Source organism: Flintibacter faecis, from assembly GCF_014287875.1.
Lineage (GTDB): Bacteria > Bacillota > Clostridia > Oscillospirales > Oscillospiraceae > Lawsonibacter > Lawsonibacter faecis_A.
Genome location: NZ_JACOPN010000007.1, coordinates 152902 through 167375 on the forward strand (window position 1 = coordinate 152902; position 14474 = coordinate 167375).

General features: G+C 57.0%; 15 protein-coding genes and 1 other annotated feature (1 of these 16 running past the window's edge). Of the genes, 6 read left to right on the forward strand and 9 right to left on the reverse strand.

What is annotated here, in order from left to right; all coding sequences use genetic code 11:
• Window positions 1–55, reverse strand: a sequence feature (ribosomal protein L10 leader region) (it extends 79 nt beyond the left edge of the window).
• A gap of 93 nt (window positions 56–148) precedes the next feature.
• The 7 genes from rplA to H8S55_RS10845 form a co-directional block, all read right to left on the reverse strand.
• Window positions 149–841, reverse strand: a complete 693-nt coding sequence (gene rplA, locus H8S55_RS10815) for a 50S ribosomal protein L1 (protein WP_147563127.1) — start codon at window positions 839–841, stop codon at window positions 149–151.
• A 13-nt stretch (window positions 842–854) separates the two neighbouring features.
• On the reverse strand, window positions 855–1280 hold the full coding sequence (gene rplK / locus H8S55_RS10820; protein WP_087396349.1) for a 50S ribosomal protein L11: 426 nt from the start codon (window positions 1278–1280) through the stop codon (window positions 855–857).
• A 148-nt stretch (window positions 1281–1428) separates the two neighbouring features.
• Window positions 1429–1953, reverse strand: a complete 525-nt coding sequence (nusG, locus tag H8S55_RS10825) for a transcription termination/antitermination protein NusG (RefSeq protein WP_147563129.1) — start codon at window positions 1951–1953, stop codon at window positions 1429–1431.
• A gap of 4 nt (window positions 1954–1957) precedes the next feature.
• A complete protein-coding gene (secE, locus tag H8S55_RS10830) occupies window positions 1958–2245 on the reverse strand; it encodes a preprotein translocase subunit SecE (RefSeq protein WP_186878983.1) in 288 nt (95 codons plus the stop codon).
• A gap of 39 nt (window positions 2246–2284) precedes the next feature.
• A complete protein-coding gene (gene rpmG, locus H8S55_RS10835; protein WP_147563131.1) occupies window positions 2285–2449 on the reverse strand; it encodes a 50S ribosomal protein L33 in 165 nt (54 codons plus the stop codon).
• A 779-nt stretch (window positions 2450–3228) separates the two neighbouring features.
• On the reverse strand, window positions 3229–4341 hold the full coding sequence (locus H8S55_RS10840) for a PTS sugar transporter subunit IIC (RefSeq protein WP_186878984.1): 1113 nt from the start codon (window positions 4339–4341) through the stop codon (window positions 3229–3231).
• 331 nt (window positions 4342–4672) lie between these two features.
• On the reverse strand, window positions 4673–5188 hold the full coding sequence (locus H8S55_RS10845) for a transcription repressor NadR (protein WP_186878985.1): 516 nt from the start codon (window positions 5186–5188) through the stop codon (window positions 4673–4675).
• Between the two features lie 185 nt (window positions 5189–5373).
• Here H8S55_RS10845 and proS point away from each other — a divergent pair, with 185 nt between their 5' ends.
• Entirely contained in the window at window positions 5374–6819 is a 1446-nt protein-coding gene (gene proS, locus H8S55_RS10850; RefSeq protein ID WP_186878986.1) for a proline--tRNA ligase, read from the forward strand.
• Between the two features lie 142 nt (window positions 6820–6961).
• Here proS and H8S55_RS10855 read toward each other — a convergent pair whose 3' ends face one another.
• On the reverse strand, window positions 6962–7909 hold the full coding sequence (locus tag H8S55_RS10855) for a D-2-hydroxyacid dehydrogenase (protein ID WP_186878987.1): 948 nt from the start codon (window positions 7907–7909) through the stop codon (window positions 6962–6964).
• Between the two features lie 267 nt (window positions 7910–8176).
• Here H8S55_RS10855 and H8S55_RS10860 point away from each other — a divergent pair, with 267 nt between their 5' ends.
• Window positions 8177–9112, forward strand: a complete 936-nt coding sequence (locus H8S55_RS10860) for a LysR family transcriptional regulator (RefSeq protein WP_186878988.1) — start codon at window positions 8177–8179, stop codon at window positions 9110–9112.
• Between the two features lie 455 nt (window positions 9113–9567).
• Here the strand turns inward: H8S55_RS10860 and H8S55_RS10865 are convergent, their stop codons facing one another.
• The gene (locus H8S55_RS10865) at window positions 9568–11226 is read right to left on the reverse strand and encodes a ribonuclease J (RefSeq protein ID WP_186878989.1); all 1659 of its coding nucleotides are present in this window, start codon (window positions 11224–11226) and stop codon (window positions 9568–9570) included.
• A 685-nt stretch (window positions 11227–11911) separates the two neighbouring features.
• Between H8S55_RS10865 and H8S55_RS10870 the strand changes: the two genes are divergently transcribed.
• From H8S55_RS10870 to H8S55_RS10885, 4 genes are all read left to right on the forward strand, one after another.
• Complete coding sequence (locus H8S55_RS10870; RefSeq protein ID WP_186878990.1) at window positions 11912–12388, forward strand: helix-turn-helix transcriptional regulator; 477 nt, start codon at window positions 11912–11914, stop codon at window positions 12386–12388.
• A gap of 21 nt (window positions 12389–12409) precedes the next feature.
• Entirely contained in the window at window positions 12410–12871 is a 462-nt protein-coding gene (locus H8S55_RS10875) for a hypothetical protein (RefSeq protein WP_186878991.1), read from the forward strand.
• A gap of 164 nt (window positions 12872–13035) precedes the next feature.
• Window positions 13036–13329, forward strand: coding sequence for a hypothetical protein (locus tag H8S55_RS10880; RefSeq protein ID WP_186878992.1), 294 nt, complete (start codon window positions 13036–13038; stop codon window positions 13327–13329).
• A gap of 51 nt (window positions 13330–13380) precedes the next feature.
• Window positions 13381–14256: a hypothetical protein gene (locus H8S55_RS10885; protein ID WP_186878993.1), complete on the forward strand. Its 876-nt coding sequence runs from the start codon at window positions 13381–13383 to the stop codon at window positions 14254–14256.
• Window positions 14257–14474 lie beyond the last annotated feature (218 nt).

Below are 14474 nucleotides of genomic sequence, written 5' to 3' on the forward strand. Positions count from 1 at the left end.
AGGGATTACGCCCGACTGGGGCACCTGCTGTCTTTGAACGCTAGAATATTCTATCATCCGGGACAGGCTTTGTCAAGCAAAACCTGTCCCGGTGAGAGAAACAAATTTGTGCTCCCGACTGATGTCAGGAACGCTGCCTTTGTCAAGCTCAGACCAGCTTAGCGCCGTTGATCTTGATGCCGGGGCCCATGGTGGCGGCCACGGTGCAGCTTCTCACATACTGGCCCTTGGAAGCGGAGGGCTTGGCCTTGATGATCGCGCCCATGATGGCGTTAAAGTTCTCAGCCAGCTTCTCGGCACCGAAGGACACCTTGCCGATGGGGCAGTGGATGATGTTGGTCTTGTCCAGACGATACTCCACCTTACCGGCCTTGATCTCGTGGACGGCCTTGGTCACGTCCATGGTCACGGTGCCGGCCTTGGGGGAGGGCATCAGGCCCTTGGGGCCCAGGACCTTACCCAGACGGCCCACAACGCCCATCATGTCGGGGGTAGCCACGACCACGTCGAAGTCGAACCAGTTCTCCTTCTGGATCTTCTCCACCAGGTCCATCTCGCCCACATAGTCAGCGCCGGCGGCACGGGCCTCGTCGGCCTTGGCGGCCTTGGCGAACACCAGCACGCGCTGGGTCTTGCCGGTGCCGTGGGGCAGGACGATGGCGCCGCGGACCTGCTGGTCAGCGTGGCGGGAGTCAACACCCAGCTTCACGTGCAGCTCGACGGTCTCGTCGAACTTAGCGGTAGCGGTCTCAACGACCAGGCCCATGGCCTCGTTGGCATCATACTGCGCGTTCTTGTCGATCTTCTTGGCGCTATCCTGATACTTCTTGCCTCTAAACATTCTCTACCCCTCCTTACTCGCCCACGACAACGCCCATGGAGCGGGCAGTACCGGCGATCATGCTCATGGCGGCCTCGACGCTGGCGGCGTTCAGGTCGGGCATCTTGGTCTCAGCGATCTTGCGCACATCTTCCTTGCTGATGGTGGCGACCTTGGTCTTGTTGGGCACACCAGAGCCAGACTCGATGTTGCAGGCCTTCTTGATGAGAACGGCCGCGGGGGGGGTCTTGGTCACAAAGGTGAAGGAGCGGTCGGCGTACACGGTGATGATGACGGGGATGATCATGCCCACGTCGTTCTTGGTGCGCTCGTTAAACTCCTTGGTAAAAGCGGCAATGTTCACGCCGTGCTGACCCAGGGCAGGACCAACAGGGGGGGCGGGAGTCGCCTTGCCGGCGGGGATCTGAAGCTTTACATATCCAGTTACTTTCTGTGCCACGAAAGAGCACCTCCATTGAAAAAATGTGGTTGGGTTGGGCGTTCTCTGCCCAGTTTGGCGGGACGTTTCCGGCGTCCCTCCCACGTTTCGGCGGGGCATTTACGGCTGCCGCGCCTGTCCCCTCTTAAAAAGGGGACTGCCGGGAAAATCAGTCGTTGGCGGGTTCCACCTGGTCCAGCTCCAGCTCCACGGGGGTCTCGCGTCCAAACATGGACACCACCACGCGGACCTTGCTGCGGTCCAGGTCGATCTCCTCCACCGTGCCCAGGAAGGACTCCAGCGCGCCGTCGGTGATCCGAACGGTGTCGCCCTCCTGATAGCTGACCACCACCTCGCGCTTTTCCACGCCAAGGGCGGCCACATCGGCCTCGGACAGGGGGATGGCCTTGTTGCCCTCGCCCAAAAATCCAGTGACGCCGCGGATGTTCCGCACCACATGCCAGGTCTCGTCGTTCATGACCATCTTCACCAGCACATAGCCGGGGAACACCTTGCGCTCCACTTCCTTGGGGCCGTTGTCCGTGATCTCGGTCACGGTCTCCAGGGGAATGCTGATCTCGTGGATGAGGTCCTGCATCCCGCGGTTTTCCACGTACTTCTCGATGGTCGCCTTCACCGTATTCTCATAGCCGGAATAGGTGTGGACCACATACCAATTCGCATTGTCAGCCATTCCGTTACCTCAGGAGAGTGAGGAGCACGTCGATGGCGCTGCCGGCGATATAGTCAAAGATCCAGATGAACACGCCGACCACGATGACGCAGGCGATGACGATCAGCGTGTTGTTGATGGTCTGCTTGCGGGTGGGCCACTGGACCTTCTTCAGCTCGCTCTTCATATCCTTCAGCCATCTGCCGACCCGGGCGAACAGACTGGGCTTGGCCTTTTTGTCGGCCTTCTTGTCCTTCTTCACCTTGTCGGAACCGGCCTGGGCAGCCTGCTCCAGCTTTTCGTTCTCAGCCATTTGCGTTACCCTTCTTTCCTTACATCCTGAAAGACGCAATTACTTGGTCTCATTGTGGACAGTGTGCTTTCTGCAGAAGGGGCAATACTTGTTCAGCTCAAGACGGTCGGGGGTATTCTTCTTGTTCTTCATGGTGTTGTAGTTTCTCTGCTTGCACTCAGAGCACCGAAGGGTGATCTTGATGCGCGCGCCTGCCTTTGCCATTTGTCGGCACCTCCTTTTGGTGTGGCGGTCCCGGGGAACCGCTTCGTTTGGACCGCACACGAACGCCGCCTGAAAAAGCAAAACGCCGGGTCCGGCTCTTTGGCCGGACCCAGCGAAACAAACGCAAAAAATCACGTCAGCGCGATACGGTGGGCTCCGGCGATCTGCCTCCCTGTGTCCGTCCAATGCGGGAGGGGGTCATGCGTCAAACACCGTAAAAATGCGCACAACAAAAAAGCCCCTTTCACAGGTATAGCAACTATACCACGCCAAGCCCCTGCCCGTCAAGGGTTTTTTTGATTTTTTTGCGGGCAGCCCTCTCAGTCACGGCTGCGCCGTACCAGCTCCCCCAGGGTGGGAGCCAAGGGGCAGGGGATTCCGGGCGGATGATATCCGCCCCTACACCTGCTCCACCGGTCTCCTGTAGGGGCGGCTATCAGCCGCCCGTCGTCGGCGCACAAAGCTTTCCGGGCGGATGGGGACATCCGCCCCTACGGAATCTGACGAACCTTGTCCGTAGGGGCCGCTGTCCTCAGCGGCCCGCCGGGGGCGTATGCACCCACAGTAACCCCGTCCAGCAGCCTCCCTTTAACAAGGGGGCCAAGGGACGGGGGTTACGGATTGCCACGTCGGGGCGATGCCCCTCCTCGCAATGACAGGTTTTTTGACCGCCTTGGCTCCCCCTGTGGGGGAGCTGGCACGGCGTCAGCCGTGACTGAGAGGGCAGCCTCCCTTGTCAAAGGGAGGTACCCAGTGCGCACACTGGGCGGAGAGGGCCGTTACTGCGGCAGGGTCAGATCCCCCTCGCCGATCCAGCCCATCTTGCGGAACAGCTGCCCGAACAGCCAGCACAGCACGGCGGGCAGGATGAAGCAGATGAGGGCCATGCCCACCCAGTCCATGGGGGTGATGGCGGCCTTCACGCCGGTGGCCACGTCGTTGACCCAGCCGGCATACACGCCGATCTGGCCCACCAGGCCGCAGGTGCCCATGCCGGAGGCCACACCGCCGGCGGGGTCGTTCATCTGCAGGTGGAACAGGCAGGTGGCCATGGGCCCGGTGATGGCGGAGGTGAGGATAGCGGGCAGCCAGATGCGGGGGTTCTTCACGATGTTGGGCATCTGGAGCATGGAGGTGCCGATGCCCTGGCTCACCAGGCCGCCCCAGCCGTTCTCCTTAAAGGACAGCACCGCAAAACCCACCATGTTGGCGCAGCAGCCGGCCACCGCCGCACCCCCGGCCAGGCCCGTGAGGGTCAGGGCGGCGCAGATGGCGGCGGAGGAGATGGGCAGGGTCAGGGCAATGCCGATGACCACGGAGACGATGATGCCCATCCAGAAGGGCTGCAGCTCGGTGGCCCAGCGGATCAGCGCGCCCACCTGTGCGGCCGCCTTGCCGATGGCCGGGGCCCACCAGGCCGCCAGGGCCACACCGGCGAAGATGGTCACCAGGGGGGTGACCAGGATGTCCACTTTGGTCTCCTTAGACACCGCCTTGCCCAGCTCGGCGGCGATGATGGCGATGAACAGCACAGCCAGAGGGCCTCCCGCTCCACCCAGGGTGTTGGAGGCAAAGCCCACCGTGGCCAGGGAGAACAGCACCAGGGGCGGGGCCTGCAGGGCATAGCCGATGGCCACCGCCATGGCCGGGCCGCTCATGGCCGAGGCCAGGCCGCCCACGGTATAGCTGATGGTGTGGTCCCCGCTGCCCAGGGTGGCCACCACTTGGGTCAGGAAGGGGATGTGGAACTGGGTGCCAATGGTGTTGATGATGGTCCCGATGAGCAGGGAGCAGAACAGACCCTGGGCCATAGCCCCCAGGGCGTCGATGCCATAGCGCTTGGCGGAGATGACAATGTTTTTTCGCTTCAGAAAGGCTTTCAGCTTCTCCATTTACACACACTCATTTCAAAACATGGTAGACACGTGTCAAGACACATGTCTACCACATTTTACACGCCTATGAAAATTTGTCAAGCGTTTTATTTTGGGGGCGAGGCCCTCTCCGCCCAGTGTGCGCACTGGGCACCTCCCCCACAGGGGGAGGCAAGGGAGACGTTGGGAACGGATTGCCGCGTCGCTTCGCTTCTCGCAATGACAGTAGGGGCCGCTGTCCCCAGCGGCCCTTGGCTATCGGGCGGATGGGGACATCCGCCCCTACTTGGCTCTCCCTGTGGGAGAGCTGGCGCGGCGCAGCCGCGACTGAGAGGGCTGCCCCAGGGGTTTACTTCTCCTCCAGCAAAAACCCCAGCTTACTCAAGCTCTCCTTCACCCGGTCATAGGCCTCCTGGCTGGGGCAGGCGACGGTGTGGAGGTGGATGCCCTCGGTGAGTTGGGACAGGGGGGCGGCCTCCTGGCGGCGGCAGCGCTGGACAAACTGGCCCACGTCATACCGGTTGGAAATTTGCAGTTGGCCGGTGAGCTGGCCATAGATGGGGTGCTCCACGATCACGTCCAGCACGGTGCAGCCCTGGTCCACCATGGCGTTGAGCTCCTCCTCCATCTGGTCGGCCCGGTGGCGGCAGGCCAGGGTGCGCACCAGTCCGGCGGCGGGGGCGGGCAGCACATAGCCCCTGGGGGTGGCGGCAATGTCCATCCCCCCCGCCCGCAGCAGGGCGATGTCCCCCACGATGATCTGGCGGCTGACGGAGTGCTCCCGGGCCAAAACGGCGGCACTCACCGGCCCGCTGGCCCCCTCCAGCCGCCGTGCGATGGCCTGCCTTCTCTCCTGCGCGTCCATATGCGCTCCCCCTTTTCGTGTCAAATGAGATGTCATGACCGAAGTATACCACGCCTCTCCCCTTCAAACAAGAGGGAAAATCCCCGCCGAACTTGCCCCAGGCGCTTGACTTTTTCCACCTGATTCCATACAATAAAGGACACGAGTTTTTTCGATGATTCTTATTTATAAAGGACTGAAATACTATGGCTCAGAACTCCAACAAGAAGCAGGTGGAGCAGATCACCGACATGGAGGTGGACTTTGCCCAGTGGTACACCGACGTGTGCAAGAAGGCAGAGCTCATCGACTACTCCTCCATCAAGGGTATGTTCATCTATCGCCCCTATGGCTACGCCATCTGGGAGAACATCCAGCACGCCCTGGACCAGAAGTTCAAGGAGACCGGGCACGAGAACGTATATCTGCCCATGCTCATCCCCGAGTCCCTGCTCCAGAAGGAGAAGGACCATGTGGAGGGCTTTGCCCCCGAGTGCGCCTGGGTCACCATGGGCGGCAGCGAGAAGCTGGAGGAGCGCTACTGCATCCGTCCCACCAGTGAGACCCTGTTCTGCGAGCACTATAAAAACGTCATCCACTCCCACCGGGACCTGCCCAAGCTGTATAACCAGTGGTGCTCCGTCCTGCGCTGGGAGAAGACCAGCCGCCCCTTCCTGCGCCACCGGGAATTCCTGTGGCAGGAGGGCCACACCATGCACGCCACCGCCGAGGAGGCCCGGGAAGAGACCATGCGGATGCTGAACGTCTATGCCGATTTCCTGGAGAACGTGCTGGCCATGCCCGTGGTCCGGGGCCGCAAGACGGATAAGGAGAAGTTCAACGGTGCCGAGGAGACCTATACCGTGGAGTGCATGATGCACGACCGCAAGGCCCTCCAGTCCGGCACCAGCCACTATTTCGGCGACGGCTTTGCCCGTGCGTTTGACATCACCTTCACCGGCAAGGACAACCAGCTCCACCACCCCCACCAGACCAGCTGGGGCGTGTCCACCCGCATGATCGGCGGCATCATCATGACCCACGGCGACAACAGCGGTCTGGTCCTGCCCCCCCGCATCGCCCCCATCCAGGCCATGGTCATCCCCGTGGCCATGCACAAGCCCGGCGTGCTGGACGCCGCCGCCGCCCTGCTGGAGCGCCTGAAGGCCGCCGGTGTCCGGGCCCAGATGGACGACAGCGACCAGTCCATGGGCTGGAAGGCCGCCCAGTACGAGATGAAGGGCGTGCCCCTGCGGGTGGAGATCGGCCCCAAGGACATGGAGAAGAACCAGTGCTGCATCTGCCGCCGGGACTCCGGCGAGAAGGTCTTCGTCAGCCTGGACGAGCTGGAGACCCGCGTCCAGGAGCTGCTGGACTCCGTCCACAACGGCCTGTACGAGCGGGCCAAGAAGAATCTGGAGGACCACACCAAGGTGTGCCACACCCTGGACGAGGTGAAGCAGTTCATGGACACCGAGGGCGGCTTTGCCAAGACCATGTGGTGCGGCGAGCTGGACTGCGAGCTGAAGATGAAGGAGCAGGCCGGTGTCACCTCCCGCTGCATGCCCCTGAAGCAGGACAAGGTGGGCGATGTGTGCGTCTGCTGCGGCAAGCCCGCCAAGCACATGATCTACTGGGGCGTGGCGTACTAAAGCCTCCCCACACGTCAACGCCAAATACAGTGAAAACGCAAGCTCGCCGCCCGACCGGGGCGGCGAGCTTTTTTGTGCGCAAAAACCCCCGCTCCTGTTGGGAGCGGGGGCATTTTGATCTATGCGGATAGTTCGGCTAACATCAGCCCAGGTTCAGAGCTTCCTTCACCTTGGCGATGATGTGCTGGCCGATGTCCCGGGAGGCGTCCACGGTCTGAGCGCCGATGTGGGGGGAGACCACGAAGTTGTCCAGGTCGAACAGGGGGGAGTAGAAGCGGGAGTCCTCGGTCAGGCCGTCGCCGGCGACCTCGTTCTCCAGCACGTCGGTGGCATAGCCGCCGATCTTGCCGGCCTTCAGGGCTTCATACATGTCCTTCTCGTTGACGATGCCGCCGCGGGCCATGTTCAGCACAACGGCGTCGGGCTTCATCTCGGCGATGGAGGTGGCGTTGAACAGGTTGCGGGTCTCGTCGTTCAGGGGCATGTGGATGGTAACGAAGTCGGCGACCTCGCACACCTGGGCGATGCTCATAGAGGTGGCCTCGTTCTTGGTGAAGATCTCGGCGGGCAGATAGGGGTCATAGGCCACGACCTTCATGCCGAACACCCGGGCGATCTCGCCCACGCGCTGGCCGATGCGGCCAAAGCCCAGCACGCCCAGGGTCTTGCCCCGCAGCTCGCGGCCCACGAAGGCGTACTTGTCCCACTTCTGGTTCACAGTCACGTCCCGGTGAGCGGGGATGGTGTGGCGGGACAGCTCCAGCATCTTGCAGATGGTCAGCTCGGCCACGGCGTTGCCGTTCAGGCCGGGGGCGTTGAACACCTTGATGCCCTTCTCCTCGGCATACTTGGTGTCGATGTGGTTCAGACCCACGGAGCACACGCCGATGACCTTCAGGTTCTTGGCGGCATCCAGGACCTCCTTGTCGATCATGGGGTCAACGCGCATGATCAGCACGTCCACATCCCCGATCATGGCCTTCAGCTCGTCCTTGGCGGGGGGCAGCTTCTCGCTGACCTTGACCTCCATGTACTTGCCCAGCTCCTGGGCAATGGCCTCGTGGACAACATCGATGATAAGGCACTTCATAGTGAAAACATCCTTCCTTATTAAAAATTATGATCCATCTATGTTCTGTGCAGGCAGCGCCGTCCGGGCGAACACATCCCTTTCAGCGCAGTGATCTATGGCTCTATTATGCCACGGATATTCTTTTGGGAACACCAGCTTTTTCCCGTGGGTTGCCACAGGCTTTTGATTGTGATACAATGCTGGTAACAGACCTTCCAGCATACCCGCCGGGCCCGCTCTGCGGGACTTTCCGGCTTCACCCCTTGTCATGATGAGGAGGCATCCGTGAATTTTTTACACCTGAAATACTTTCTGATGGTGGCCGAGGAGCTGAACATCACCCGGGCTGCCGAACGGCTTTACATCTCCCAGCAGTCCCTGTCCAGCCACATCAGCAACATGGAGCGTGAGCTGAACGTGAAGCTGTTTACCCGCTCCCCCAAGCTGGCCCTCACCTATGCCGGGGACCAGCTGGTGCAGACGGCCACCCAGATCATCGACCTGTACAGCCAATATCTCAGCAAGGTGGGGGACATCAACCGCCACTATCTGGGGGTGCTGCGGGTGGGCATCTCCCACACCTGTGGTCTGGCTCTGCTGCCTGACATCCTGCCCCGCTTCCGGGAGGAGTTCCCCATGGTGGACTTTTCCCTGTACGAGGGCAACTCCAACCAGTTGGAGGACGAGCTGTCCCACGGCAGGGTGGACCTGGTCATCTGCTTTCAGCCCATTATGCTCGACGGGGTGGAGACCGTCTCCCTCACCCAGCAGCGGCTGATGATGGTGGTGCCGAAGGCATTCACCAACCAGCTCTTTGGGGCCCAGGCGGATGTGGTCCGGGAGCAGTTTTCCAACGGAGCGGACATCGGAGCATTCCAGTCCATGCCCTTTGTGCTCATCAAGCGGGGCAACCGCACCCGCAGCATCGTGGACCAATATTTCAGCCGGTATTACTTCAAGCCCAAACTGATTCTGGAGACGGAGAACACCGTCACCACTCTGGCCATGGCCCAGGCGGGGGTGGGCATCACCATCTGCCCGGAGCTGTTCCTGCGGGCCATCCCCGCCGCCTCCGCCTCCTCCGCCGGAGTGGACTTCTTCCCCCTCACCGACCCGTCCACCTTCAGCTGTCTCATCGCCGGCTATCGCCTGGACCGCCCCCTGTCCCACTTCGGCGAGCGCTTCATCGCCATCGCCCAGCAGGCCACGGCAAACGATTGAGACAGGATAGGAAAGCGCATCCCCCGGCCCACGCCGGGGGATTGACAAATCCTCTTTTTTACAGTAGAATAAAGACAAGAGGAAGGCGCTGCCGGTAGACGGGAGCCCTTACACTAAGTAAGAAGTGATCGCTAAGCTTGGGGGCTTATTGGGGCGGTCACTTCTTCTTATTATTGTAGATATGGACAAACAAATTCAAGACGGCCACAATGAGCTGTCCGATCAAAATCAGATCCGAATAAGTTACCATATGTACCACCTCCCCTCAGAAAAGAGGAGGCTTTTGTCAAAGAAGTCCGGCCTCCTCAAGGGACATTGCGAATGAGGGGCCCCCGCCTACCGCTACTGGCAGCGCCAGCGCATATCCATGCGCCATGGTCATTATACCATATTATTCAAAATATAGCAAGAAAAAACATGGCCCTCCCATTTTTCGGGAGAGCCATGTTTTTGTTTTACACCTCCATGATGACAGGCAGGATCATGGGGGAGCGTTTTGTCTTTTTGTACAGGTAGTTGGACAGGTCGCCCTTGATGGTGCTCTTGATGGCGGACCAGTCGGTGGCATAGCGGGTGTCCACGCTCTGGATGGCCTCCATGGCCACCTGGCGCAGCTCCTCCATCAGGCCCTCCGACTCCTTTACATATACAAAGCCCCGGGTGATGATGTCCGGGCCGGAGACCAGGGCTCCGTCCTCCCCGGACATGGACAGCACCACCACGATCATGCCGTCCTGGGCCAGGTGGCGGCGGTCCCGCAGGACCACGCTGCCCACGTCGCCCACGCCGTAGCCGTCCACAAAGACCTGACCGGCGGTGACGGTGCCCGCCAGGCGGGCGGAGTTGGGGGTGAGCTCCATGACCCGGCCGATGTCGCTGACCAGCACATGGTTGGGGTCCATGCCCATGCCCTGGGCCAGACGGGCGTGGATCTGCAGCATCCGCTGCTCGCCGTGGACGGGGATGAAGAACTTGGGCTTGACCAGGGCGTGGACGATCTTCAGCTCCTCCTGGCAGGCGTGGCCGGAGACATGGAGGGCCAGCTCCCGCTCGTTCATCACCTCGGCCCCCTTGCGGTAGAGCTCGTTGACCACGTTGCCAATGGCGTTTTCGTTGCCCGGGATGGCGGAGGCGGAGATGATCACCCGGTCCCCGGGCATCAGGTCCACCTGACGGTGGGTGTTAAAGGCCATGCGGGTCAGGGCGGACATGGTCTCGCCCTGGCTGCCGGTGGTGATGATGCACACCTTGTGCTTGGGCAGGGATTTGATGTGGTTCAAGTCCATCAGCACCCCGTCCGGCACATTCATATAGCCCAGCTCGGTGGACACCTTCATGATGTTCTCCATGGACCGGCCGGTGACGGCCACCTTTCTGCCATAGCGGGCGGCCACGTCGATGATCTGCTGGATGCGGTCCACGTTGGAGGCGAAGGTGGTGACGATGATGCGCTCCTGGCAGCCCCGGAACAGGGCATCGAAGGAGGCGCCCACGCTGCGCTCGCTGCGGGTAAAGCCGGAGCGCTCCACGTTGGTGGAGTCGGCCAGCAGGGCCAGCACCCCCTCCTTGCCCAGCTCGCCCAGGCGGGCCAGGTCCATCATCCCTCCCTGGATGGGGGTGGAGTCGATCTTGAAGTCGCCGGTGTGGACGCAGGTGCCCACGGGGCACTTGATGGCAAAGGCCACTGCGTCGGCGATGGAGTGGTTCACATGGATGAACTCCACGCTGAACTTGCCCGCCTTCACCACGTCCCCGGCCTCGCAGGTGATGAGCTTGGTCTTGGACAGCAGGCGGTGCTCCTCCAGCTTCAAGCGGATCAGGCCCATGCTCATGCGGGTGGCATAGATGGGGGCGTTGATGGAGCGCAGCACATAGGGCAGGGCCCCGATGTGGTCCTCGTGTCCGTGGGTGATGAAGATGCCCCGGATCTTGCTCTGGTTCTTGATGAGATAGCTCACGTCGGGAATGACCACGTCGATGCCATACATATCGTCATCCGGGAAGCCCATGCCGCAGTCCACCACGATGATGTCGCCGCCGTACTCATAGACGGTCAGGTTCTTCCCGATCTCGTTCAGTCCGCCCAGGGAAATAATTTTCAGTTTTTCTGCCATAATAGCTCCTTTACTATCAAAATTATATCAGTAAATTCCTGTTATCTCGAAAAAGCCCATGCCAAAACAGCCGTGCTCCTGGCACGGCGCAAGACCCTGTTCGGCCGGTCTCACCGGCCCTGCCTCGCCGGGGAGAGGGCCGCCCTGGGGTCCCTTTGGTCTGGTCTCTTTCGCTGTCTTTCCGCACGCCGTCCCCGCCTGTGATCGCGGCTTTGGCAAACGGAATATTTAAACGCCGAGGGGGCAAAAGGTCGCGTCAGCCGCCCCCGTGCGCATAAATCCAAGTCAATCAATGCTAACAGTATAACACACCCGCCGATAAAAGTATACCATGACTTTCAGAAAAGAAGGTCGCTTTGTGGGGAGATACGCAGGATATTCCATCTCTGGACTTCTCTCTGTACGTCTGATATGATAATGACAGATTTTCCGCCGGAGGATGGATGAACTTGCTGATTTATTTGCAAATGATCGAAACAGAGGAGGAGCAAAGTAAATTTGAGGTGATCTACCCTGGGCCATCCAGTTGGACCAGCAGGCGCAGTGAAAGCTGAAAAGCGGCCCATTTTGTTGAAAAAGCGTTAAAAAAAGGCAGATGTAAACTATATTTGCGCAGATGTCAGCTGAATGTGGTTTACTTTCTCACAGACTTCAGGCTAAACTAGCAGTGACAACAGGTGAAAACATGAAACTGAACGAAAAATTGGTCTCTCTGCGAAAAGCCCAAAAATTAAACCAGGCCCAGGCAGCCGAAGCGCTGAATGTCTCCCGCCAGGCCATCTCCACCTGGGAGACAGGCGCAGTGCTCCCATCCACGGACAGTCTGAAAGCGCTCAGCCGCCTGTATCAGGTTCCGGTAGATCATCTGTTAAACGATGACATGGACCTGCCGCAAGCCCTGGTTGCTGAAAAGGAGGTCGAGAAACAAGAAGAAGCGCCCTCGGAATTAGAACATACAAATACAAGCAGTAAAATAATCCATCCAAATAAACGAAAAGCAATCATACTGATCTATCTGCTTACCATTCTCTTGGTCGTTGTGATTGCTGTTGCGGCAACATTGTTCGTACTTTGGGCAAGGGAACCCAGGGCCATTGATTTGTATGATTTGGATTCCGAGCAAGTTTCTCTTTCTGATATTGAAGTAGATGATTTTCTGTAAAAACGAAAAGAGAGGTTTTTTATGAAGCTAAAACATCTTTGCAGTGCGCTGTTGTGCGTCTTACTTTTAAACAGCGTAAATATCCCGGCATCGGCACTTTCTCAAGAATGCACCATCGTCATTCCGACCAACAGTGTGACCGAAATCTCTGATTTGGAGTTTGACGTTTTGGCTTGGACCAATCATTCGGCCAGAGCCACCAACCGCCTCAATTGGAGTATTTCTCCCAATAACATGAAAAGGGCCAGCACCACGTTTTCTTTAGATGCGAATGAAACTGTCACCTTCAACGGCACCTACACCCCCACCGGCTCCAGTGTTGACTTTGGCCTTATCTCGTCCGACGGGACCTTTTATTATATAAATTCCGGCAACGGACGAATTAAGGCCACCGTTAAAGTTCCAAAGGCAGATAAGTATTATCTTGCGATTCGTAACAATTCCAGCACGACTGTCCAGGTCTCATGTACTGTTTCTTACTAAGACAACTTAGTTTGAAAATATCACAAATACCAAATTAGGAAAGAGGTGCATGATTGAAACTTAGAAAAATAGTGACGAGTTTATTGATGCTTGTAGTGACAGTGAGTTGTTGTACAGTTTCGACATATGCAGCAGAACTACCCGATTAAAGAGCATTTAGTTTTATGAGAGCGACTGGACACTTCGATATGGAAGTGCCAGGAAACTCTACGGTAAAAGCAGACAAGGAGTTTCCGTTAGAGATTGGAGAGACGGTAGCTATCAATGCTGTATATTCTCCGCAGACTGCAAGTGTTGACTTTGGCCTGATTGCACCAGATGGTTTGTTCTATGGGCTAAATACAACAACAGGAAGCTTTGATAAGGCCATCAAAGTAAGCCAAAGAGGGCGTTATTATTTTGCAGTAAAAAACAATTCTTCTGAAACTATCAATGTTTCTGGATATGTAAATTATTAAGAAAATGGTTTGATAAAAAACTGATTAATTGTAGAATGGAGGTCAGATATTATGAAACGAGTGATAAGCATTATACTATTTTTTAGTATTTCTACATCTATAATAGCGCCTACTTTTGCAGTTGATACAAACCTCACAACATATAAAACAAATGAGAAAAATGTTACTGAATTGGAGATTTCAGAAGATATTACGTTAGTAGCAGAAGACTATGAAAATGGGGATGTAGTCTTTAAACAGATTGAAAATGGAAACGTAACAGATACAGTTTTTGTAGATCGTCAGATGAATAAACTAACGTCTATTCATATGGAGCAAGATAAACAGATAAAAACAGAGCAGACATTTGTTCCTGTAAAAGCAAGTTATGAAGAAGAGAGTGCTACGCTGGCGGCTCCAGACTACACATATGTGGGAGCAATTGAGTATAGGTGTATTCCTATTAGTTATACAAGCGAGGTAACTCGATTGATGCATTTGGGGTATATGAGTAGATATGAGCCTAATGCAAAGTATGATATGTATGGCGAATATAAGAATCTTGCGACTTTAGCAGGGATTGTAACTTTAATATTTAGTATTCCAGGCGCAATTGCAAGCCAAGCGGTTCAGTGGCTTATTTGGGGATTGGGTCTTACAGCTACGGTTGGTCCATTTGTTATCCCCCAAGGTACTATTCTTAATTGCCAGAAGACATCTTACCATTGGAGACTACAGGATGATGAGGACAGCAATCGATATACTATGTTCACTGGAGATCGTTATATAATTACTGAGAAAACTGCGGGAAAGACAGAATATAAAGACGACTTTTTCTATGTACCGGCTTCGTATAGAAATAGGGATAACGATTATGCTTTGGAAATGTTCAGATTACTTTATGGGAGCATGAAAAGTGTAAGAGTGAGTGCGTGGAAGCCGGCCTAAGTAGGATGAAAAATGTAAGTAAATTGGCGTGGATAAGCTTGCTAATAATTAATGTTTTTGCTCTGGCCTATGCAGTTTTTGTATTTGATGGAGAGACAAAGTATTATAGTTGTTTTGTGTTAGGAATGCTCTTGATTCTAAATTTGGTGAATTTAATAGGAAATTGGAAGAAGTCTTAATTAAGAAATCAAAATGGACTGTTGCAAAATAGAATTTTG

Bases quoted from the DNA above. Each gene is read 5' to 3' on its own strand.
- H8S55_RS10845 (WP_186878985.1), bottom strand. From the start codon at position 5,188: ATGGACGCGCAGGAGAGAAGGCAGGCCATCGCACGGCGGCTGGAGGGG.
- nusG (WP_147563129.1), bottom strand. From the start codon at position 1,953: ATGGCTGACAATGCGAATTGGTATGTGGTCCACACCTATTCCGGCTAT.
- H8S55_RS10880 (WP_186878992.1), top strand. From the start codon at position 13,036: ATGAGAGCGACTGGACACTTCGATATGGAAGTGCCAGGAAACTCTACG.
- H8S55_RS10840 (WP_186878984.1), bottom strand. From the start codon at position 4,341: ATGGAGAAGCTGAAAGCCTTTCTGAAGCGAAAAAACATTGTCATCTCC.
- secE (WP_186878983.1), bottom strand. From the start codon at position 2,245: ATGGCTGAGAACGAAAAGCTGGAGCAGGCTGCCCAGGCCGGTTCCGAC.
- H8S55_RS10855 (WP_186878987.1), bottom strand. From the start codon at position 7,909: ATGAAGTGCCTTATCATCGATGTTGTCCACGAGGCCATTGCCCAGGAG.
- H8S55_RS10885 (WP_186878993.1), top strand. From the start codon at position 13,381: ATGAAACGAGTGATAAGCATTATACTATTTTTTAGTATTTCTACATCT.
- rplA (WP_147563127.1), bottom strand. From the start codon at position 841: ATGTTTAGAGGCAAGAAGTATCAGGATAGCGCCAAGAAGATCGACAAG.
- proS (WP_186878986.1), top strand. From the start codon at position 5,374: ATGGCTCAGAACTCCAACAAGAAGCAGGTGGAGCAGATCACCGACATG.
- rpmG (WP_147563131.1), bottom strand. From the start codon at position 2,449: ATGGCAAAGGCAGGCGCGCGCATCAAGATCACCCTTCGGTGCTCTGAG.
- H8S55_RS10875 (WP_186878991.1), top strand. From the start codon at position 12,410: ATGAAGCTAAAACATCTTTGCAGTGCGCTGTTGTGCGTCTTACTTTTA.
- H8S55_RS10870 (WP_186878990.1), top strand. From the start codon at position 11,912: ATGAAACTGAACGAAAAATTGGTCTCTCTGCGAAAAGCCCAAAAATTA.
- H8S55_RS10865 (WP_186878989.1), bottom strand. From the start codon at position 11,226: ATGGCAGAAAAACTGAAAATTATTTCCCTGGGCGGACTGAACGAGATC.